The sequence below is a fragment of the Haloarcula salina genome, assembly GCF_049603855.1.
GTDB lineage: Archaea > Halobacteriota > Halobacteria > Halobacteriales > Haloarculaceae > Haloarcula > Haloarcula salina_A.
In genome coordinates, this window is record NZ_CP187146.1 from 2222912 (window position 1) to 2242932 (window position 20021).

At 68.5% G+C, this 20021-nt stretch carries 17 protein-coding genes; 6 read left to right on the top strand and 11 right to left on the bottom strand.

The window, feature by feature from the left end:
- Positions 1-6: 6 nt before the first annotated feature.
- Complete coding sequence (locus ACOZ4I_RS11375; RefSeq protein WP_423999593.1) at positions 7-1431, bottom strand: sulfatase; 1425 nt, start codon at positions 1429-1431, stop codon at positions 7-9.
- Between the two features lie 408 nt (positions 1432-1839).
- Here ACOZ4I_RS11375 and ACOZ4I_RS11380 point away from each other — a divergent pair, with 408 nt between their 5' ends.
- Complete coding sequence (locus tag ACOZ4I_RS11380; protein ID WP_423999595.1) at positions 1840-3195, top strand: BGTF surface domain-containing protein; 1356 nt, start codon at positions 1840-1842, stop codon at positions 3193-3195.
- A gap of 32 nt (positions 3196-3227) precedes the next feature.
- Here the strand turns inward: ACOZ4I_RS11380 and ACOZ4I_RS11385 are convergent, their stop codons facing one another.
- Complete coding sequence (locus ACOZ4I_RS11385) at positions 3228-3839, bottom strand: ArsR/SmtB family transcription factor (protein WP_423999597.1); 612 nt, start codon at positions 3837-3839, stop codon at positions 3228-3230.
- Between the two features lie 65 nt (positions 3840-3904).
- Positions 3905-5206 carry a S8 family serine peptidase gene (locus tag ACOZ4I_RS11390; protein ID WP_423999599.1) on the bottom strand — a complete coding sequence of 434 codons (1302 nt, stop codon included), beginning with the start codon at positions 5204-5206 and terminating at the stop codon, positions 3905-3907.
- 178 nt (positions 5207-5384) lie between these two features.
- On the opposite strand from ACOZ4I_RS11390, the gene trpB reads away from it, so the two are divergent.
- Positions 5385-6539, top strand: coding sequence for a tryptophan synthase subunit beta (gene trpB / locus ACOZ4I_RS11395; RefSeq protein WP_423999601.1), 1155 nt, complete (start codon positions 5385-5387; stop codon positions 6537-6539).
- A gap of 22 nt (positions 6540-6561) precedes the next feature.
- Here trpB and ACOZ4I_RS11400 read toward each other — a convergent pair whose 3' ends face one another.
- Genes ACOZ4I_RS11400 through ACOZ4I_RS11410 form a run of 3 tightly spaced genes read right to left on the bottom strand, consistent with a single transcriptional unit; the run spans position 6562 to position 9476 of the window.
- Entirely contained in the window at positions 6562-8277 is a 1716-nt protein-coding gene (locus ACOZ4I_RS11400) for an ABC1 kinase family protein (protein ID WP_423999603.1), read from the bottom strand.
- Positions 8278-8295: 18 nt separating this feature from the next.
- A complete protein-coding gene (locus ACOZ4I_RS11405; protein WP_423999605.1) occupies positions 8296-8652 on the bottom strand; it encodes an Hsp20/alpha crystallin family protein in 357 nt (118 codons plus the stop codon).
- 47 nt (positions 8653-8699) lie between these two features.
- Positions 8700-9476 carry a GIDE domain-containing protein gene (locus ACOZ4I_RS11410; RefSeq protein WP_423999607.1) on the bottom strand — a complete coding sequence of 259 codons (777 nt, stop codon included), beginning with the start codon at positions 9474-9476 and terminating at the stop codon, positions 8700-8702.
- Between the two features lie 128 nt (positions 9477-9604).
- On the opposite strand from ACOZ4I_RS11410, the gene ACOZ4I_RS11415 reads away from it, so the two are divergent.
- The 4 genes from ACOZ4I_RS11415 to ACOZ4I_RS11430 all read left to right on the top strand — a co-directional run bounded on the left by ACOZ4I_RS11415 (position 9605) and on the right by ACOZ4I_RS11430 (position 16528).
- Positions 9605-10528, top strand: a complete 924-nt coding sequence (locus tag ACOZ4I_RS11415; protein WP_423999609.1) for a molybdopterin-binding protein — start codon at positions 9605-9607, stop codon at positions 10526-10528.
- Between the two features lie 404 nt (positions 10529-10932).
- Entirely contained in the window at positions 10933-12723 is a 1791-nt protein-coding gene (locus tag ACOZ4I_RS11420) for a type II/IV secretion system ATPase subunit (RefSeq protein ID WP_423999611.1), read from the top strand.
- Complete coding sequence (locus ACOZ4I_RS11425) at positions 12723-14864, top strand: type II secretion system F family protein (protein WP_423999613.1); 2142 nt, start codon at positions 12723-12725, stop codon at positions 14862-14864. The genes ACOZ4I_RS11420 and ACOZ4I_RS11425 overlap by 1 nt, the downstream gene beginning before the upstream one ends.
- 5 nt (positions 14865-14869) lie before the next feature.
- The gene (locus tag ACOZ4I_RS11430) at positions 14870-16528 is read left to right on the top strand and encodes a hypothetical protein (RefSeq protein WP_423999615.1); all 1659 of its coding nucleotides are present in this window, start codon (positions 14870-14872) and stop codon (positions 16526-16528) included.
- Here the strand turns inward: ACOZ4I_RS11430 and ACOZ4I_RS11435 are convergent.
- From ACOZ4I_RS11435 to ACOZ4I_RS11455, 5 genes are all read right to left on the bottom strand, one after another.
- On the bottom strand, positions 16525-17157 hold the full coding sequence (locus ACOZ4I_RS11435) for an HAD family hydrolase (RefSeq protein ID WP_423999617.1): 633 nt from the start codon (positions 17155-17157) through the stop codon (positions 16525-16527). The genes ACOZ4I_RS11430 and ACOZ4I_RS11435 overlap by 4 nt on opposite strands.
- Positions 17158-17285: 128 nt before the next feature.
- On the bottom strand, positions 17286-17705 hold the full coding sequence (gene lwrS, locus ACOZ4I_RS11440) for an LWR-salt protein (RefSeq protein WP_423999619.1): 420 nt from the start codon (positions 17703-17705) through the stop codon (positions 17286-17288).
- Between the two features lies 1 nt (position 17706).
- Positions 17707-17985, bottom strand: a complete 279-nt coding sequence (locus tag ACOZ4I_RS11445) for a 4a-hydroxytetrahydrobiopterin dehydratase (RefSeq protein WP_423999621.1) — start codon at positions 17983-17985, stop codon at positions 17707-17709.
- 45 nt (positions 17986-18030) lie between these two features.
- A complete protein-coding gene (gene hemA, locus ACOZ4I_RS11450; RefSeq protein WP_423999623.1) occupies positions 18031-19377 on the bottom strand; it encodes a glutamyl-tRNA reductase in 1347 nt (448 codons plus the stop codon).
- Complete coding sequence (locus ACOZ4I_RS11455; RefSeq protein ID WP_423999625.1) at positions 19374-20021, bottom strand: precorrin-2 dehydrogenase/sirohydrochlorin ferrochelatase family protein; 648 nt, start codon at positions 20019-20021, stop codon at positions 19374-19376. Before ACOZ4I_RS11455 ends, hemA begins: the two co-directional genes overlap by 4 nt.

The following is a 20021-nucleotide window of genomic DNA, read 5'->3' on the forward strand; positions in this document are numbered from 1 at the left end:
ACGACGCTACTGATAACCGAGCGCCTTTAACCGTGCTGTTATCTCCTCGGACGTTTCGGCGTTCGTGTCGCTCGGGCCGCTCTCGGCGTCCAGTGCGTCGAGATGTTCCGAAACGGCCGTCGAGAGCCGGTCGAGCACCGTCTCGGGCGGGTCCGCGTCGGTCGCGTCAGCACAGAGGTCCTCCTGCTCCGCGGGGTCGTTCGCCCGGTCGTACAGCTCGCGCCGGCCCGACTCGGTGAACTCGATGTAGGTGTAGCGCTCGTCGCGCGCGCTCAGGAGGAGTTCGCCGTCGGTCCGACTCCGCGGGATCGGCTGGCTGGTCACGCTCTCGCCCCGGACGGCCGCGGAGACGATCGGGCCGCGGTCCTCGATTGTCTCGCCGCGGACGGCCGGCGCGACGGACTCGCCCTCCCACTCCTCCGCGGGGGAGAGCGACAGCAGGTCACAGACGGTCGATGGAATCGTATCGAGGCCGACGGGCGTCTCGACCCGCTGGCGCTCACCCTCGGGTGTCGAGACGATGTAGGGCACGTCGACGAGTTCGCGGTACAGCTTCGGGTAGTGCGCGAGGTGGCCGTGATCGAGGAACTCCTCGCCGTGGTCGCCGGCGACAACGACGGCCGTGTCGTCGGCGTGGCCCTCGGCGTCGAGCGTCTCCAGCAGGCGGCCGACGCTGGCGTCGACCTGCCGGACCGTCGCCTCGTACAGCGTGCGCAGCGTCTCCAGCGTGCGCTCGTCGACCTCCCAGCCGAGGCCGGTCCGAATGTGTGACCCCAGCATCCGCAGGACGCCGAAGTGGTTGTCCGACACCTCGCGGATGTGTCGCGGCGCGGGGACGTATGGCGTGTGCGTGTCCATGTAGTGGACCCACAGGAAGAACGGGCCGTCCGTCCCTTCGAGGAACGTCGTCGCGCGCTCTTCGAGGTCCCCCATCCGCGACACGTCGGCGAAGGGGCGCTCGTCGGACCCGCCGCGGAGGACGGTCGCGGCCCGCTTGAACGGTGACGCGCCGAGTTGCACCCACGCCTGCACGGTCGGGTGGGCGGCGAGGTACTTGCTGTAGCCGCCGCTCTCGACGAACGGCTCGAACTCGTCGAATCCCCGGTCGTAGCCCCAGTGATCCGTGAGGAATCCGTTCGCGGCGTTGAACCCTGCCGTCTCGATTCCCGCTTCGGACAGCCGCTCCGCGAGCGTCGGCGTCGACGCCAGGCCGATGTCGTCGCTCTCCGCGAACACCGGCCTGGAGCCGTGGATGCTCGGGAACGAGAACGGCGTCCAGTTCCCCTGTGCGACGGCGTTCTCGAACACGACGCCGTCGTCGGCGAGAGAGTCGAGCACCGGGGACGGGCTGTCCGGCCCGCCCAGCGCGTCCGCTCGCAGCGAGTCGACGGTGATCAACACCACGCTGTTCGTCGCCGGCGAGGTCGTCATCGCTTCGCCTCCCCACGCGACCCGCCGGTCACCGCGTCGTCGGAAGGAGACGACGGGACCGGTGGCCCCACCACGTCGTCGCTGGCCACTGCATTCATATCCCCTCATATAGGACACTGAATACTGAACGTTCCGGATGTATTCACGTCAGGACCGGGGAAGCATACGGCTCGGGACCCGTAGTGGCCCGAGAATTGAGGGTCTGCCACGGTCACCGCGGACGCACGGACCCGTGGCGAGGGCGACAGGCGTCCCCGGTTTCAAACTGCGTTTAAGTTACCGGAGCGCGTTTTTGGCCCCGAAGCGAACGTTCGATTGCATGCCAGCGAAGTGCCCTCCATCCGCGGTTCTGCCGTGGGTATCGCCGCACAGACACCGACCGCTCCCGCGTTCAGTGGGGGTGGTGCCGTGAGCAGACGGTCGGTCGCGCTCGTTGCCCTCGTCCTCGGGGCCGCCGCCGTCGGAACGCTCCCGGCCGCCGCCGACCAGCAGACCTCGTTCGACGGCGATAGCTTCCCGCTCGTCGCCGCCCAGCAGCAGGTGGTCACTGGGGAGACCACCATCGAGTCGGGAACGGAAGTCACGGTCAGGATACAGTCGAACGACCCCGAGTCCCCGTTCCTCTATCAGTCGCACGGCGAGGTACAGGACGACGGCACATTCGTCGCCGTGCTCGATCTCTCGTCGGTCCCGGCGAACACGAGTTACGAACTCGCCGTCCACGCCGACGGGACCGAACTGACCAACCGGACCGTGACGGTCCGCGCGTGCGAAGACGACTGTACCGACCCGATCCCGGAGACGCCGACGCCCTCAGAGACCGCGAGCGACCCGACCGTCGTCACGGTCGAGCAGGGCGAGACCGCCGAGATACCCGTCCCGACGGACGGCGATGAGACGAGAACGCTCTCCGTCGGCGGCCCCGACGTCAACTACCTCGTCAACGCCACCGTCACCGACGGGGACGGCGACGGCGAGGTGCTGGTCCTGTTCAACACGACGAACGCCGGGACCGACGGCGCGACGCTCACGGCGGCCGACGACGGCGACTCTGTCACGGTCACTCGTCAGGAACCGGACCTCTCGTCGCCGCTCGACCCTGCGGCCTACGAGTTCCGACTGTTCGACGGGACGGATACCAGCGAGCGGCCGGACACCACGGGTACCCTCCAGATCGAAGCCGGCGACGCTACCGACGGAGAGTACGTCGTCGAACAGAACGGGGAGTTCGGGTTCGAGCGGGCGGTCGTCCGGACCGGACAGAGCGCGACCGCCGAACTCCCGGTCGTGCTGGCCGACGCGGACGCCGCGTCGCTCTCCATCGGCAGCCCCGACTCCAACTACGAGATCAACGCGACCGTTCGCGACGGCGACGGCGACGGCCGCGTCGTCGTTCGGTTCGACGCGACCTCGGCCGGCCGCGAGGGCGCGACGCTCTCGACGGCGTCGGACGCCGACGCTGTCTCGGTCCAGCCCGGGTCGGAGGTCGCGCTCGACGGCCGACTCGACCCCGGGAACTACGACCTCACGCTGTACCGCGGGTCGGAGATCGACGGCGAACCAGACGAGATCGGGACGCTCGTCGTCACCGACCTGAACGAGACATCATCGCTGTCGGGCGAGTCGACGACCGCCTCCGTGACGGGCGACGATGACCCGATCGGACAGCGGAGTGTGCTCGGCGCCGGCACTGGCGCGCTCGCGTTCGGCGGCGTCCTCGGCATCGCCGGCATCGCCGTCGTCCTGCGAGCGATTCGCGGCTGAGCGCCCGACGGTTCCCGGTCGACCCCCGATTTTTACGCGTCCGTCGCCAGCGCGACCAGTCCGAGTATCGCGAGACAGCCACAGAAGAAGAGCACGCCAGGCTCGACCACCTCGAAGACGAGGTGCGCGAGCGTCCCGGTCGGCCGGACCGGGCCCGCGTTCGGGCTGGCTGGCGCGAGGACGCTCGTGCCCCGGGCGGACGCGGCCAGCCGTTCAGCCCCCCACTGGACGAACAGGCTGGCGACGCCCAGGAGGCCGAGACCCGCGAGCGCGTCGGTCAGCGACTGCCTGACCCGCGGGCCCAGGTCGCGGTCGCCGACCAGTACGATGGGGTCGTTGGCCGGGCCGTACACCGTCATCTCGTTGCCCTTCTCGGAGTAGATCGTATCGATCGGTTCGACGAGGTCCGCCGATTCGAGGTTCGAGAGGTGGTAGTGGGCGTTCTGAACGGACGTGTCACAGCGCTCGGCGATCTCCGAGGCGGTTCCCGGCTGGTCGAAGAGGGTCCGAAACAGCGAGCGACCGGTGTCCGAGGCGAGCGCGTCGAGCACGGCGTCCGTCTCCGTCTCCGCCACGTCGAGCACGCGTGGGTCTTCGTCCGCGGTCGCCGAGCGATCTTGCAGGGACTCGATGAGGCCAGACATAGCTCGTCGTCACTCACGGCTGCCGCGGCCGACTGCAAAACCCTGTCGCAGACTCAAAACGAGATTTAAGTCGCCGTCTCGTTGGTCGCGGCCCTGACGGCGCGGACCGGTGTCACCTCGCCATGACCGGTCGCAGTGTCGATTCCCGGTCGGCCCACGTCGCGGGCGGTGAGTTCGAGCAAGAGCGCGGCGCGACGCGGGGACAGCGACGGCTCCGCGTCCAGCAACAGCGCGGCGACCCCGCCGACGTACGGCGCCGCCGCCGAGGAGCCGACGAACCCGGACGCCGACGCGTCGGCGAAGCGCCGGTCGGGTGCGACGAGGTCGACGCCCACCCGCCCGTCGGCCGTCGGCCCGCGCGAACTGTACGGTTCGACCCGATCGACGCGGCTGTTGTAGGCCCCGACGGTGACCGCGCCGCGGGCGGTCCCCGGGGCGACGACGCTCCCATCGGCGACCGCGTGCTGGAACTCGTGCGTCGGCGACACCAGCCGCACCCGCGTCCCGGTCGGCTCGGCCGGCCCGCGAACGACGAGGTAGTAGCTCCCGGGTTCCACGTCGGCCACGATGCGCTCGTTCGGGACCGCGTCGGCGCGGTACGGCTGCGAGCGGGCGACGAGCCGCGAGACGGTGCCGTTAGTCCGGTACAGTTCGGCGGTGTAGTCCTCGTCGCGGCCGTCCCGGTCCCACGAGAGCCAGACGGTCATCTCGGTGTCTCCGCGCACGAAGTTCCGCCGGCTGTCGTTCGCGAACAACACTGTTCCGTTCGCCGCGGTCTCGGCGTCGTAGCGCCCCGACCAGTGGGAGTCGGCGAGGTTCCCCGTCGGCGCGACGAACACCACTCCCTCGTTCGCGGCCCGCGTCGTCGCCCTGGCGACCGCGCCGGTCCCGTCGCCGGGCTGGCCGTAGAACGCGACCGGGGCGACGACCACGTCGACCCCCTCGGCGAGGAGCCAGTCGACCGCGCGCCGGTAGCTGTCGACGCCGTCGACGCGCGCGAGGTAGAGGTCGGCGTCCGGGGCGGTCCGGGCGAGCACTCGCGCCGCGGCCGTCCCGTGGTCGTCGTCGCCGGCGCGGAGCGCTCGGGGTCCGAACGCGCGTGTCTCGGCGACGTGGGCTCGTAGCCCGCCGCGGCGCACGTCGAATCCGGTCGGGTCGACGACGCCGACGGAGACGTTCTCGCCGGTGACGCCGGCCGCGTGGAGTGTCGCGAACCGGCCGTTCGACGCCCCGTCGGCGGTCGATCGGTCGGAGGTCGCCGGCGACGCGCCCGCGCCGTCAGTCGGCGTCGTCGCCAGCGAACCGATCCCCGCGATGAGGGCGAACACGGCCAGTGACGCGACGACCAGTGCCCACCGCTCACGCATCGCCGCTCACCGTCCGCGAACCGCCACCAGCGACCGACGGACAGTCGGCGACTGCTCGGCTCGACATACGTGACGCCTCGACTCCCGTCCCCTAATGCGTACGGCACGCTCAAAAACGCGTTTGAGTCGTCGGACAGCAGTAGACACATCTATTATCGGAGCCGTTCACAGCGAGCGTATGACGGACGGAGACTTCGACGGCTACGGCGGCCGGTACGTCCCGGAGCCACTGGAAGAACCGCTCGAACAGCTAGCGACCGCGTACGACGAACACAAAGACGACGAGGCGTTCCGGGCTGAGCTCCGGTCGCTACTCGAAGACTTCGCCGGGCGTCCGACGCCGCTGTTCCACGCAGCGAACCTGAGCGAGCGCTGGGGCGCGGAGGTCTACCTCAAGCGCGAGGACCTCCTCCACGGCGGGGCCCACAAGATCAACAACACGCTCGGACAGGCCCTGCTCGCCAAGAAGGCCGGCCGGACGAGACTCATCGCGGAGACCGGCGCGGGCCAGCACGGGACGGCGACGGCGATGGCCGGCGCGCTCCTCGGCCTCGACACGGAGATCTACATGGGCAAGAAGGACGTCGAGCGCCAGCAGATGAACGTCTTCAGGATGCGCCTGATGGGGGCCGAGGTCAACGAGGTTACACGCGGGGGCGAAGGCCTCGCCGACGCCGTCGACGCCGCGCTCGAAGACTTCGCCGAGAACGTCGACGACACCCACTACCTCGTCGGCTCGGTCGTCGGGCCGGACCCGTTCCCCCGGATGGTCCGAGATTTCCAGAGCGTCATCGGCCGCGAGGCCCGCGAACAGTTTCAAGAGCGGACCGGCGACCTGCCCGACGCCGCGGTCGCCTGCGTCGGGGGCGGAAGCAACGCGATGGGGCTGTTCCACGCGTTCCGCGACGACGACGTGGCGTTTTACGGCGCCGAAGGCGGCGGCGAGGGAGCCGACTCGGACCGCCACGCCGCGCCGCTGGCCGCCGGCGACGACGACGTGCTCCACGGGATGAAGACCCGCGTCATCGACGACGACGTGGAGGTCCACTCCGTCTCGGCCGGCCTCGACTACCCCGGCGTCGGCCCGGAACACGCCATGTTCCGCGAGGTCGGCCGCGCGGAGTACCGCGGCGTCACCGACGACGACGCGCTGGAGGCGTTCCGCGAACTCAGCGAGGCCGAGGGGATCATCCCCGCACTGGAGACGAGCCACGGGCTCGCGCTGGCGAAGCAACTGGCCGCGGAGGGCGACCACGAGACTATCCTCGTCAACCTCTCGGGGCGCGGCGACAAGGACATGGAGCAGGCCGCACAGCTGTTCGACCTCTCCTGACTCCCGCGCCGGCGGCGTCCCGTCAGTCGCTCCCGTAGGCGTCCTCGCCGTCCTCGGCGTAGCTCGTGTCGAGCGTGGCGCTCTCGCGCTCTCGCTCGCGCATGCTCTGTCGGGTGAACTGCGGCTTGGCCCGGACGCTCTTTTTCGACCGGAACGACCACCACAGCGCCGCGGTCAGTGCGGCGACGCCCGCGACGCCGACGCCGACGACCGGGAGCGTCGCCTGCGCGTAGAGGTACACCGTCGAGAACAGCGTGCTCGCGAGCAACATCCCGAGGATGAGCCGCTTGGTCATCGTCGCGAGCAGGCCGTCCGAGTCCTCGATGTCGGCCCGGACGGTGAGGTCCTCGCGCTCGACCCGGTCGAGGACCGACTCCAGTTTCGGGGGGATGCGGACCGCCGACCGCGTGGCGTCGGTGACCTCGGTGGCGCGGTCTTCGAGGTAGTTCCGGGCTCCCTCCGCGATGTACCCCTCGCTCCGGAGGTAGTCGGTCGCGACCTCGATGAAGTCGAAGTCCGGGTCGAGCGTCACGCAGACGCCCTCGACGACGGTGGCGACGCGCAGGACGAGCGCCAGGTTCGACGGGAGGCGGAGGGGGAACTCGTAGATGGTGTCCTCGACCTGCTGGATGATCTGCTGGACGCGGTACTGCTCGATGTCCTCCCCGCGGGCGTCGGCGATGGCGAGTTCCATCACGTCGCCCATCACCTGCCGGTCGGCTTCCGGCGAGAGCGTCCCCATCTCGATGAGCGCATCGAGGATGGCGTCGATGTCCTGATCGGCGACGGCGGCGTAGAACTCGACGATCTTGTCCTGAACGAACGGGTCGACCCGCCCGGACATCCCGAAGTCGTAGAAGACGAGCGTGCCGTCGTCCTGAACCGCGAGGTTGCCCGGGTGCGGGTCCGCGTGGAAGACGCCGTCGTCGATGATCATCTGGAGGTACGCCTGCTGGAGCGTCCGCGCCAGTTCGGTGCGGTCGACGCCGCGCTCGTCGAGGTCGTCGATGTCGTTGATCTTCGTCCCGGGGACGTATTCCATCGTCAGCACGCGCCGCGTCGAGTGTGACTCCTCGACGCTGGGGATGCAGATGCGGTCGTTGTCGAGGAAGTTCTCCCTGATCTCGGTGAGCATCCGGGCCTCGCGCTGGTAGTCCATCTCCTCGCGGATGGTCTTCGCGAACTCGTCGGCGAGCGTCTCCAGCGAGAACGACCGCGACTCGTCGATGAAGTACATCAGCAGCGGCAGCGACCAGCGAATCACCCGCAGGTCGGCCTCGACGAGGTCCTCGATGTTCGGCCGGCGGATCTTCACGGCGACCCGCTCGCCGTCGATCTCCGCGAGGTACACCTGTCCGAGCGACGCGCCGCTGATCGCGTCCGAGTCGAACTCCTCGAAGCGCTCGTCGACGGGCCCGAGTTCGTCCTCGAGGACCCGCTTCGCGTCCGCCCAGTCGGCCGGCGGGACGCGGTCCTGGAGCTTCGAGAACTCCTCGATGTACTCCGGTGGGAGGATGTCCGGCCGCGTCGACAGCAGTTGCCCGAGCTTGATGAACGTCGGGCCGAGGGTCAACAGCGAGTCGAGCAGGTCCTGGGCGCGCTCGCGGCGCTGTTCGGGGGTGACGCGCCGGGACGACCCGACGACGAAGAACCGCTTTCGGTCGCGGGCGTACGCGACCAACAGCGGCAGGAACTGCCGAGCGACGACGAAGAACCGCCAGTACGCGCGAACGTTCACCGGCTGGGCACCTCGGTGTCAGTCCTCGTCGATCGGGATCGTCGTTTTCGGTGCTGCGGTCGCCTTCGGCAGCCGGAGTTCGAGGACGCCGTTTTCGACCGTCCCCTCGGCGCCCTGGCCGGTCGTGTCGGGCGGGAGCGGGAGTTCCACGTCGAGAAACACCGAGCGGTCCTCCCGGACGAACCGGAACTCGCCCGGCGTGTCCTTGGTCCGTTGCCCTTCGATTCGGAGCCGACCGCCCTCGACGGTCGCGTCGATAGACTCCGCGGTCACGCCCGGCAGGTCCAGCACGAACAGGTACGCGTCCTCGGATTCGAGCACGTCCGCGAACACGGCGTCGGGGAGATCCCGGAGCGCCTCACGCAGGGCAGGCATACGCGCTCGTTGGGATTGCGCGGTGGTAAACCCGACGGTCCCGGTCACTACCACGCGACGCTCAGGAGGAAGAGCAGTCCGAAGCCGGCGACGAGCGCGCCGAGCGCCGCCCGCCAGAGCCCGCCGCGCGCGACGCGCCACGCGGTCCCTCGCTCGCTGGTGTCCGAGATGACGAACACCGGCGTCCCGTCGCCGTCCCCGACGACGGCGTCGACGAGATTGCTTCCCCACTCCGTGGCCGGTCCCCGTCTCGCCAGGCCGTAGACGTACACCTGCTCGCCCGCGTCGAGGCGCCGCTCGGTGAAGCGCTGTCTGTTGCCGACGCTGAGTTCGGTCACCAGCAGATTCACCGTCCCGTCCTGCGCGTCGACGCCAGGCGTCCGCTCGACGTACTCGGCGAGTCGGTCAGGCAGTTCCGTGCCCGGCGGGACCGTCACCGAGTGAGACTCGAAGCGCACGTCCGCCCCGTCGGGGTTCACCCGCACGCGGTCGCTGCCGTCGTCGACGACGAAGTCGACGCCGGCCTGTCCCTGGTCCAGCGTCTCCCAGTTCGAGTGCTTCCCGGACGACCGGAGCTCCTCGACCTCGTAGGTGTAGGCCAGGCACTCGCTCCCGGTGAAGGGCGAGGTCACCGTGCCCGCGTCCTCGTCGGCGACCGCCGTGCCGGTAATCTCGACCGGACCGGTGTAGCCGTCCAGTTCGCGTATCGGGACCGGGTCGTTGCGGAGGACGTGGAAGACAGTTCGGAGTTCGCGGCCGCCGCCGACGAGCAGGTACCCGCCGACCGCGAGGATGACGAGACCGACTAACTGCGGGAGGACCATGTTACGATACCGAACGCCGGCGAGCAAAAGCGTTCGCGGTGGTCGTCTCCGACAGCTTCACGCCGGGCTGGGTTCGATGACGAGTTCCCTCTCGGGGCGCTTTTCCCCCGCCGCTCGTTAGCGTGCGTATGGTCGACTCCTCGCCGTCGGACGCCGAATCGCACTCGCTGGAGGCCGTGTGCCGGGAGATCGCCGCGCTCGCATCGCCCGTCGACCGGACCGACCGGATCCCGCTCTCGGTCGCCGTCGGGCGGGTCCTCGCGGCGGACGCCACGGCCGCCACGTCCGTCGACACGGCCGATGTCGTTGTCGGTGATACCATCTTTCAGGCCGGCCGGCGGATCCGGCCCGCCGACGTTGGGCTGTTGAAGGCCGCTGGGGTCAACGAACTCCGCGTTCGCCAGCGCCCGCAGGTGGGCCTCGTGCCGACTGGCGACGAACTGGACGACGCGGCCGGCGGCGACCGCACCGAGACGGCCGGCTTCACGCTCGCGCAGTACGTCGACCGCTGGGGCGGGAAAGTGACCTACCGGAACCCCGTCGCGGACGACCCGCCGGCGCTCCGCATGGCCGTCCAGCGCGACCTCACCCGGGACGCCATCGCCGTCACCGGGACCGAGCCCGGCGATAGCCTCCGGGAAGTGGTCGCCGACCTCGGTGACGTACTCGTCGACCGAACCGCCGTCGATCCCGGGGGGAACACCGGCCTCGCAGTCGTCGAGGGACGACCGGTGCTGTTACTCCCGGAGGCCCCGGCCGGCGTCCGCGTCGGGGCGACGCAGTTGCTCCGGCCGCTGGTGAAGGCGCTCGCGGACGCGCCGCTGACGCCGTTCCCGGAGCGGCGCGTCGAACTCACACGGGGCATCGAGACCGACGCGTCGCGCCGGTCGTTCGTCCCGGTGACGGTCGATGACGACGGTGCGACGCCGATTCCGGACCGCGACCTCGACGCGGTCACTCGCGCGGACGGGTGGGTGACGGTCCCGTCCGGGTCGACCGGATCCGCGGCCGGAACGACCGTCACTGTCGAGAACTGGGACGCATTCCCGTAGCGGGCGGTCGCGAAGGCGTCGCGGGATCTGATTTCACCGTGCGACCGGTATGATCGTCGTACCTCCGAATATCGGGCAATAGCTTGAAGCTTACCGACGTCCTCTAGAGGTCAGTTGATGTTGGCTCCGACGGCAGAGAGCGCTCCGTGCGGGGTCGTAGCCGAGTAAGGACGTGCTACCGACCCCGTGCACGCTCGCTATCTGACCGGCCAGTGTCGGACGATTCGAACTGGGAACCCGACTCGTTCGCACGTCCTGACGGCGACCTCGGATCCGGCATTGAGGGACACAGCATGGATCAAAACACCGAACAGGGAAACTTTGACGAGCGGACTGACGCAGTGAACGACGCGGCATCGACGAACGGGCGTGGGGCACTGAAAGCGGGCGTGTCGGACCGACGAGTGACTGACGACGAGGTGCCGGGCGAACCGCTCTCCGAGGTACTCGACATCGAAGTCTCTGCCGTCGAATCCCCGGACGAATCGGCCATCGTCCCCTGGGAGGACCCGTTCGTCACGGACGTCCTCGCCGAGGTCAGCGAGCACTTCGCCACGGGCGAGGGCGAATCGTTCGCGGAGCCCCCATCCGGCGAGTTCATCGCGACCCGCTTCTTCGACTTCTCGTTTCTCGACAGCTACGACCTCGTCGAGTACCGGTGGGTGAGAAAACCGTTCGCCCTCGTCGCCGTGGTGTACGACGACGAGGAGATGGAACACCGGTATCTCAGCGTCGAGCCGGTGATGAACGGCTTCGAGCAGTACGTCAGGCGAGACATGGTCGAACTCCTCCGAAACCAGTTGATGTACAAGGAGTTCGACGGCGAGCGCGAGCGCCGCGACCTCTTCGAGCACGAGGCCGAGCAGATGATCCTCGACAACGCGGCGACGGTCGAGAACGGGAGCCTCCACAAGCTGCTGTACTACCTCGTCCGGGACTTCATCGACTACGGCGCGATCGACCCCGTCATGCGGGACCCCGCGGTCGAGGACATCTCCTGTGACGGGTCGGACGTGCCCGTCTTCGTCTACCACCGGGAGTACCGGGACGTCAAGTCGAACGTCACGTTCGACCGCGAGGCGCTCGACTCGTTCACCTCGCGGATGGCCCAGCGCGCCGGCAAGCAACTCACCGTCTCGAACCCGCTCGTCGACGCGTCGTTACCGAACGGGTCGCGCGTCCAGATCACGCTCGGGGGCGACATCAGCACCCGCGGGTCGAACTTCACCATCCGGAAGTTCGCCGACATCCCCTTCACGCCGGTCGACCTGATCAGGTGGAACACGTTCTCCGCCGAGATGATGGCCTACTACTGGATCGCCATCCAGAACAACAAGTCGCTGATCTTCGCGGGCGGCACGGGGTCCGGGAAGACGTCGAGCATGAACGCCATCTCGTTTTTCATCCCCCCGGCCAGCAAGATCGTCTCCATCGAGGACACCCGCGAGATCGACCTGCCACACGAAAACTGGATCCAGAGCGTCACCCGGAGCCCGCTGACCGCGGAAGGGCGCGGCGAGATCAGCATGTACAACCTGCTCAACGCCGCACTCCGCCAGCGACCGGAGTACCTCCTCGTCGGGGAGATTCGGACTGACGAGAACGTCGCGCTCACCTTCTTCCAGGCGATGTCCACCGGGCACACGGCGTACACGACGTTCCACGCCGACTCCGTCGAGACGGTCATCTCCCGGATGCAGAACCCGCCGCTGAACGTCCCGGTGCAGATGCTTCAGGACCTGGACATCATCTCCGTCCAGCAACAGACCTACCTCGGCGACAGGCGCGTCCGGCGGAACCACTCGGTCGCGGAGGTCCTGCCTCAGGAGTACGACAGCGACGACGTGCGGACCAAGAACGTGTTCAAGCGCGACGCGAACACGGACTCCCACGAGGCGGTCTCGGACTCCAAGCTGCTCGCCGAGATCGCGTCGGACCGCGGCTGGAGCGACACGGAACTCCAGGCCCAGATCGACGACCGGGTCCGGCTCCTGCGGTACATGGCCGACGAGGACATCACCGGCTACGTCGAGGTCGCGTCCGCGATTCAGCTCTTCGACAAGGACCCGGAATCGTTGCTCCGGCGCGTCGAGTCCGGCAGGCTCACCGCCGCGTTCCTGCGCGAGCGCGGGCCGAACGTCGAGGACCTCGAGTCGATGGGGGTCGACCGCCGGACCCTCATCGAGGAGGAGTGATGGCGACCGACGACTACACCCGCCGCGTCCAGCGGTCCGAGGAGGCAGACACCGGCGTCAATCACCTCGACGCGGAGGTGCGCCCCGAAGACAGCGACGAGTTCCGCAAGCAGTACGGCTACCTCCGGAGTCACTACCGCCTCCGGCCTGACAAGTACCGGGACCTCCAGCGCTGGCTGAACCAGGCCCGGTTCGGGAAGAACTACGACGCCTACCTCGCCGAGAGCGCGCTGTACGCCATCTCGATGGGGGCGCTCGGCGTCCTCATCGGCGTGTTCCTCACGCTCGTCCTCGTCGACCAGGGCGTCATCGCCTCGCTGACGAACCCGCTGTCGTTCCGGGGCGACCTGACGGTCTACCTCGGGCAGAACCGGGGGCTGTTCTCCGGCGCGCTCCTCGCAGTCGCCCTGGCGACGGCGTTCGCCGCCGCGACCTGGTACGCGCGGTACTACTACCCCCGCTCGGTCGTCGGGTCGCGCCGCCGGAGCATCAGCGTGACGCTGCCCCACGCAATCACGTTCATGTACGCGCTGTCCTACGGCGGGATGGACACCGTCGAGGTCATCAAGGTCCTCGGGGAGTCCCAGGACACCTACGGCGAGGTCGCAAACGAGTTCCAGACGGTCGTCCGCGACGTGGAACTGTTCGGAAACGACCTCTACACCGGCCTCCAGAACGCCCGGAACCTCACGCCGAGTGACACCCTCGAACAGTTCTTCGACGACCTGCTGAGCGTCCTCGACGCCGGCGGCGACGTGACGGTGTTCTTCGAGGCCCAGACCGACACTTACCTCGAAGAGGCACACGACGAGCAGACGGCGTTCCTCGAGACGCTCTCCCTGCTCAGCGAGGTGTTCGTGGTGCTGTTCGTCGCCGCGCCGCTGTTCCTCATCGTGATTCTCATCGTGATGAGCCTGCTCGGCGCGCAGACGCTCACGCAGGTCACCGCGCTCGTCTACCTCGTGATGCCGCTCGCGATGCTGGCGTTTCTGGTGCTGCTGGACATGCTGTCGTCCCCCTTCACGCAGGCCGACGTGAAACTCGAGACGGAGCGACACGTGACCACAGACGGCGTCGGTCGCCTCATGCTGCTCGTCGTCCGCGACGCCGTCGCAGCGACCGGCGAGTGGCTGGAGCGTACGCTCCGCGGTGTCGTCGGCCGCGAACGGGAGGTCCCGGTCGACAGCGCCGAGCACGTCGCCGCACTTCACACCGGCTACCGCCGTCGGCGTCGCCGTCAGTACCTCCTCGAATCGCTCGAAACGCCGTTCGAGATATTCGCCAAATCGCCGCTGCTGACGCTACTACTCACCGTTCCGGCCGCGCTCGGCTGGCTCGCGCTCGTCGTCAGCCTGGACATCGTCGAACCGAGCCGCGAGGCGTTCCTCGCGTCCCCCCGCGGGGCGACCGTCTGGCTCGTCGTGATACCGCTCCTGACGGTGCTCGTTCCACTGTCGCTGTTCGTCGAGCGGAAGGGCCGGCGCGAGCGACGCATCGCGCGGCAGTTCCCCGACACGATGAACGCGCTGTCGAGTGCGAACAAGATGGGCGTGTCCACGACCGAAGCGCTGGGCCTCGTCGCGAAGTGGTCGAGCGGGCCGATCGAAGCGGAACTGCGCAAGGTCCGCAACGACATCGAGTGGAACCACGACACCACGCGCGCCCTGCGGTCGTTCGCCGACCGCCTGCGCGTTCCGCAGCTCTCGCGGGCCATCAAGCTCATCGCGGAGGGAATGCGGTCGAGCAGCGACCTCGCCCGCGTGCTGAGCATCGCTGCCGACGACACCCGAAACCGCTTCAAGATCGAGCAACAGCGACGGCGCGAACTCACCTCCTACGTCGCCGTCGTCGTCATCGGCTTCCTCGTCTACCTGCTGGTAGTGGCGCTGCTGACCCAGAGCTACCTCGAACCGATCGCCACGGCGTCGGAGTCCGCGGCACCGGCCGACGCCGAGACCCCGATCAGCATCTCGAACCTCCCCGTCGCCGCCTACGAGACGCTGTTCTTCCACTCGGCGCTCGTCCAGGCGTTCGGCTCCGGGCTGCTGGCCGGCAAGCTCGTCGACAACCGGGCGCTCAGCGGCCTGAAGTACAGCATCCTCCTGATACTCGTCTCGACGCTCGCGTTCACGCTCGTCTAACGACCATGGCACCAACGATACACACCCACACCCAGCACCGACCGACGACCGAACGGACCGCCTCGCGCCGGGTCGGTGCGTTCCGAGACGACGGACGCGGCGTCTCCGAGGTCCTCGGTGCGATTCTGCTATTCGGGCTCCTCATGACGCTGCTCGTTCTGATTCAGGTGAACGCCGTCCCGGCGCAGAACCAGCAGATCGAGTTCGAGCACAACCAGCGCGCCCAGCAGGACATGCTCTCGGTCGACCGCGCCATCCTCCAGGCCGGGACCGAGAACGTTCCCGCGTCGACGCAGGTCGAGGTGGCCACGCGGTATCCCTCGCGGTTCTTCCTGGTGAACCCGGGCGTCGGCGCGGGCTCGATAGCGACGACGGAGCCGGGGACGGTCACCGTCTCCAACGCCGTCGCGCCGTCGGCGTCGACCTACTGGAACGGCGACGACCGGACCTTCGAGACGCGACGCCTCCGCTATCGCCCGAACTACAACGAGTACCGGAACGCGCCCGTCACGGTCTACGAGCACAACACGCTCGTGAACACGTTCGACAACGGGGCCGTGCGCCCGGTCGACTCCGGGAGCTTCGTCGACGGCGACCAACTGCTGTTAGTGTTCCTCGACGGCCAACTGGCGACGTCGAGCACGAACGCCATCGCGGTCGAAACGACGCCGCTGTCCGGCCCGTCGCAGTCAGTGACGATAACGAACGGCACGGACAGCGGCATCGCGGTGTCGCTCCCGACGGCGCTGACCGAGGACCAGTGGCGGGGCCTGCTCGAAGACGAGACCGTGGCCAACGGCGGTCGCGTGTCCGCGATCAGCGTAGCCCCGGGCACTCCGCACAACACGCTCACGGTGACGCTCGAACCGGGGACCTATCAGCTCCGCATGGCCCGCGTGGGCGTCGGCGGTTCGATCGACGAGAGCGCGCTGGGTCCGCACTACCTGACCACCGACGACGAGGCCTTCGGGGAGAGCATCCGCACCGACGAGTCGCGGGCGGTGACCGTCGACGTGCGCGACCGCTTCAACAACCCCGCCACGGGCGACGTGACGTTCACGTCGGCCGACGGGTCCTTCCGTAAAGCCGACGGAACCACCGCCGATTCGCTCACGAAATCGAGCGACGAGCGCGGTGCGGTCACGGCGGTGTTCGTTCCAGCGAGCGGGTTCACCGGGACTGCCGTCGTCACCGCCAGCCAGGACTTCGACGGCGACAGCACCGTCCAGAGCTGGGAGCGGACGCAGTTCTCGATTCCCGTCGAACAGAGCGGCGACGACGAGTCTACCGACTCCGTCTCCGGGGTCAATCCCTACTTCGCCGAGAGCGTGCGCCTCGAATCGGTCCGGCGACAGGGACCCAACGGCGTGTCGATCGACTTCTACAACAACGGCTCGACCGACCGGGAGATACGGCAGGTCAGGCTCCTGTTTTACTCCTCGAACAGCGGGAATCCCGCCGACTGGGGGAAACTGAACGACGACGACGACGATCAGTTCTACCGCTTCGGGAACTGGGAGCCCGTCGACCAGTCTATCGTCATCGAGTCCAAGCAGACCGAGACGGTTTCCATCACGTTCGACCGGGCCGGGACGCAGGACTTCTTCGGCCTCGCCGTCGAGTACAACGGCCTCTCGGCCAACTACTTCGTCCAGGTCCCCTAGCTGAGGTCGAGCAGCGACGAGACCCGGCGGTCGCCGCGGACGCAGCGGCCGGTCTCCGACGCCGGCCGACGGCTGACGTGGACGCCGTCGAGTCCCGCGTTCCACGCCGCACCGATGTCACTCGGATTGTCACCCGCGAGAACGCCGCTGTGCCCGTTGTGCGCGACGTTCATGTCCCGCATCGCCGTCTGGACCGGTCGCGGGTCGGGCTTCCAGCCGATGTCGTCGTCACAGCAGATCACCGTCTCGAACCAGTCGGCGATGTCGAGGTGGTCGAGCACCGGTTCGGTGAGGTACTGCTGGCAGTGCGTGACGAGGCCGGCGGGAGCGTCGAGCTCGGCGAAAAAGCGCTCTGCGTCGTCGTAGAGGTACGTCGCCTCGGCGCGCGCGACGGGGTCTTCCTCCTCGTGGAACAGCCGCCAGAACTCCGCCTGTTCGATGTCGCGCTCTTTCAGGTACTCGGATCGTGTCCCACCGAACCCGTACCACAGCGCGTCGCTCTCGCGGTCGGTGAACTCGACGCCGAGGCGGTCGCCCACGGCGCCCATCACCTTTCGGGGGTACTCTGGCTCGATGTCGACGAGCGTGCCGTCGAGGTCGAACAGCCAGAAGTCGTATTCGGTGGTCATGAGGGAAACGTGAGTATGTGGCACACAGGTAAAGTCTTTCCGTGCCTACCCGCAGTTGTACGGTGTATAATTAACCGTAGACACTCGCTACGGGACCGCGCCGTCGCGCGTATCGGTGCGACGTACGGCTATCGGACGTGAATCGAGCTCCCGAGGTACGTCCGCAGGACCGCGTCGACCGTGTCGGCGTCGAACCGGTCCAGTTCCGACGCGATTTCGTCCCGGAGCGCCGCCAGGTAGTCGTCGTCCGTCCGCAGTTCGCTGAACGACGCCGACTCGACCGGACAGCCGAGTTCGTCCGTCGCGAGGCGGCGGAAGTGCACCTCGTCGGCCAGGTCGCCGCGCCAGAGCATGTCGCGGAAGAACAGCCAGCCGTCCGTACCCGGGGGATCAGCCGTGCGGTACAGCGTCGTCTCGAAGCGGTCGGGATCGGCCCACAGCCCCTCGACCGTGGACGGCAGGCGGACCTCGATCCGGAAGACGTAGCGGGCGCTCGCGCCGGCCGGGTCGGTCGGCCGTAGCGAGGCGATGGTGTCGGCGCCGTCCACGTCAGTCGTAGATCCCGTTCAGTCGGTCGGCCAGGTCGACGTCCTTCTCGGTGATGCCGCCGGCGTCGTGGGTCGTCAGTCGCACCTCGACCTCGCCCCAGCGGACGGTCATCTCCGGGTGGTGCCAGGCGTCCTCGGCGAGGCCGGCCGCGGCGCTCAGAAAGCCCGAGGCGTCCAGGTACGCGTCGAACTCGAAGACGCGGACGATCTCGTCGCCGTCGCGGGACCACTCGCTCGGGAGCCGTTCGGCGATCTCCTCGTCAGTGAGCAGGTCTGCCATAGCCGACAGGACGGACGGCCCGCTGAAAAAGGTGGCCCGGCGGCCTCAGTCGTCGGACAGCTGGTCCAGCATCGCGTTCGGAATCTCCTCTCGCATTCCGTCGGGAATGTCCTCGACGGCCATGCCCTCGACGAACGCGGGCGGCTCGGTCTGGTCGAGACTCCCGAAGTCCGGGTCGAACAGTTGCAGGGCGGTGTGGATAGTCGACCAGTCGTCGTCTTCCGCGGCGTCGCGCAGGCTTCTGGTCGGGGCGGCGAGGATCTGCGAGACGATCGCGTCGGCCATCGACTCCACGACTTCGGCCTGCTCGTCGTCGAACTCGGCCGACGAGAGCGCGCGGTTGACCTCCGAGGCCTTCACCTGCTCGGCGCTCTCGTACATCGTCGAGATGACCTCGTCGGCGCGCTTTCGCTTGTACTGGACGAGCAGGTGCTCGAATTCCTCGTCGACGATGCGCTCGACCGCCTCGGCGGCGCGCCGGCGCTGACTTCGGGTCTCTGCGGTGACCGACTCCAGCGTGTCGAGGTCGTACACCGTCACGGACGGCAGCCGGCCCGCCTCCGCCGGCACGTCCCGCGGCTGTGCGATGTCGACGACGGAGACCTCGCCGGCGTCCTCGAACGACGACACGCCGAAGACCTGGTCGCCGCTCCCGGTGGCCGAGACGACGACGCGGGCCTCCGAGACGGCCGCGTCGACGGCGTCGAGCGCCACCGCGCTGGCGTCGACGTCGACCGACTCGGCCACGTGTTCGGCGTGGGGAACCGTCCGGTTCGCGACGAGGACGCGGTCGACCTCCTCAGCGAGGGCCTTGGCCGCGAGCTGTCCCATCTCGCCCGCGCCGACGACCAGCGCGGTTTCGCCGTCGAGCGAACACTCCTGATCGAGCAGTCGGACGGCGGCCGAGGCCAGCGAGACGACGCCCTCGTTGATCTCCGTCTCGGTGCGGGCCCGCTCGCCGACGTGGATCGCCTTCGTGACACCGTCTTCCAGCATCGGCCCGATGCCGCCGACGCCGCGGGAGGTCTCGTAGGCGGACCGGAGTTGACCGAGGATCTGGTCCTCGCCGAGGACGATGGATTCGAGGCCGGCGGCCACTCGGAGCAGGTGGCGCAGGCTCTCCTCGTGGCCCATCTCGACGACGGTGTCGTCGGGGACCGAGCGCGTGAACAGATCGAGCGCGTCGAGGCCGTCCGCCCGATCTGGGACGACGACGTACCCCTCGGTTCGATTACACGTCTGGAGGGCGAAGGCCTCCTCGACGGCGGGATTCGAGAGCAGGGTCTCGACGGCCACCCGTTCGCTGTCGGCGGCCGCCGTTTCCAACTGATCGACGCTCGCCCGTTCGTGGGAGATACAGACCCCGACAATGACTCCAGATTCCCCTCTCACAGTTGATCACCAGGTAAGTCTCCGATCACGTCTGTAGCTACTTGCTCTGCTTTGGACCTGCCACTATCTAAAGCCTTCCAAACTTCCCAGGAACTGACAACGGACCGGACGGCGGCGCGGCGGTCGTCGGGAGACACGCCGCGTTCGCGGAGGTCCTCCCGGATATCGCCGACCAGTTCCGCCATCGCCCCGGCGTGTTCGAACTCGTCCTCGAAGCGCTCGCGGAGGTGCTTCGACAGCGCGGGCGCGTTCCCACCGGTGGCGACGGCCAGCGTCACCGGGTCGTCGCGGACCGTCGCCGGAACGACGACGTGCCCGAAGTCCTGCGCTCCGTGGTCGTCGGCCCGGTTGACGAGCGCGCCGCGGTCCCGCGCGGCAGTCGCCGCCGCCTCGTTCAGCGCGGCGTCGTCCGTCGCGGCGACGACCAGCGCGGGATCGACGCGCTCGACCCAGTCGGCCACGCCGTCCGGGGTCGGCGCGGCGCGCACTAACCGGGCGTCGCCGAAGTCCCGATCGGCGAACGCCGGGCTGAGGACGACGACGGTGGCCTCGGCGGCGAACCGGCGAGCCTTGCGAGCGCCGACCGCGCCGCCGCCGACGACCAGGACCGTCTCGCCCTCGAAGTCGTGCATGAGGGGGATCAC

Coding starts and splice junctions, on each gene's coding strand:
- ACOZ4I_RS11385 (WP_423999597.1), bottom strand. CDS start 3,839: ATGTCTGGCCTCATCGAGTCCCTGCAAGATCGCTCGGCGACCGCGGAC.
- ACOZ4I_RS11435 (WP_423999617.1), bottom strand. CDS start 17,157: ATGACCACCGAATACGACTTCTGGCTGTTCGACCTCGACGGCACGCTC.
- trpB (WP_423999601.1), top strand. CDS start 5,385: ATGACGGACGGAGACTTCGACGGCTACGGCGGCCGGTACGTCCCGGAG.
- ACOZ4I_RS11425 (WP_423999613.1), top strand. CDS start 12,723: ATGGCGACCGACGACTACACCCGCCGCGTCCAGCGGTCCGAGGAGGCA.
- ACOZ4I_RS11415 (WP_423999609.1), top strand. CDS start 9,605: ATGGTCGACTCCTCGCCGTCGGACGCCGAATCGCACTCGCTGGAGGCC.
- ACOZ4I_RS11430 (WP_423999615.1), top strand. CDS start 14,870: ATGGCACCAACGATACACACCCACACCCAGCACCGACCGACGACCGAA.
- ACOZ4I_RS11375 (WP_423999593.1), bottom strand. CDS start 1,431: ATGACGACCTCGCCGGCGACGAACAGCGTGGTGTTGATCACCGTCGAC.
- ACOZ4I_RS11445 (WP_423999621.1), bottom strand. CDS start 17,985: ATGGCAGACCTGCTCACTGACGAGGAGATCGCCGAACGGCTCCCGAGC.
- ACOZ4I_RS11390 (WP_423999599.1), bottom strand. CDS start 5,206: ATGCGTGAGCGGTGGGCACTGGTCGTCGCGTCACTGGCCGTGTTCGCC.
- ACOZ4I_RS11410 (WP_423999607.1), bottom strand. CDS start 9,476: ATGGTCCTCCCGCAGTTAGTCGGTCTCGTCATCCTCGCGGTCGGCGGG.
- ACOZ4I_RS11405 (WP_423999605.1), bottom strand. CDS start 8,652: ATGCCTGCCCTGCGTGAGGCGCTCCGGGATCTCCCCGACGCCGTGTTC.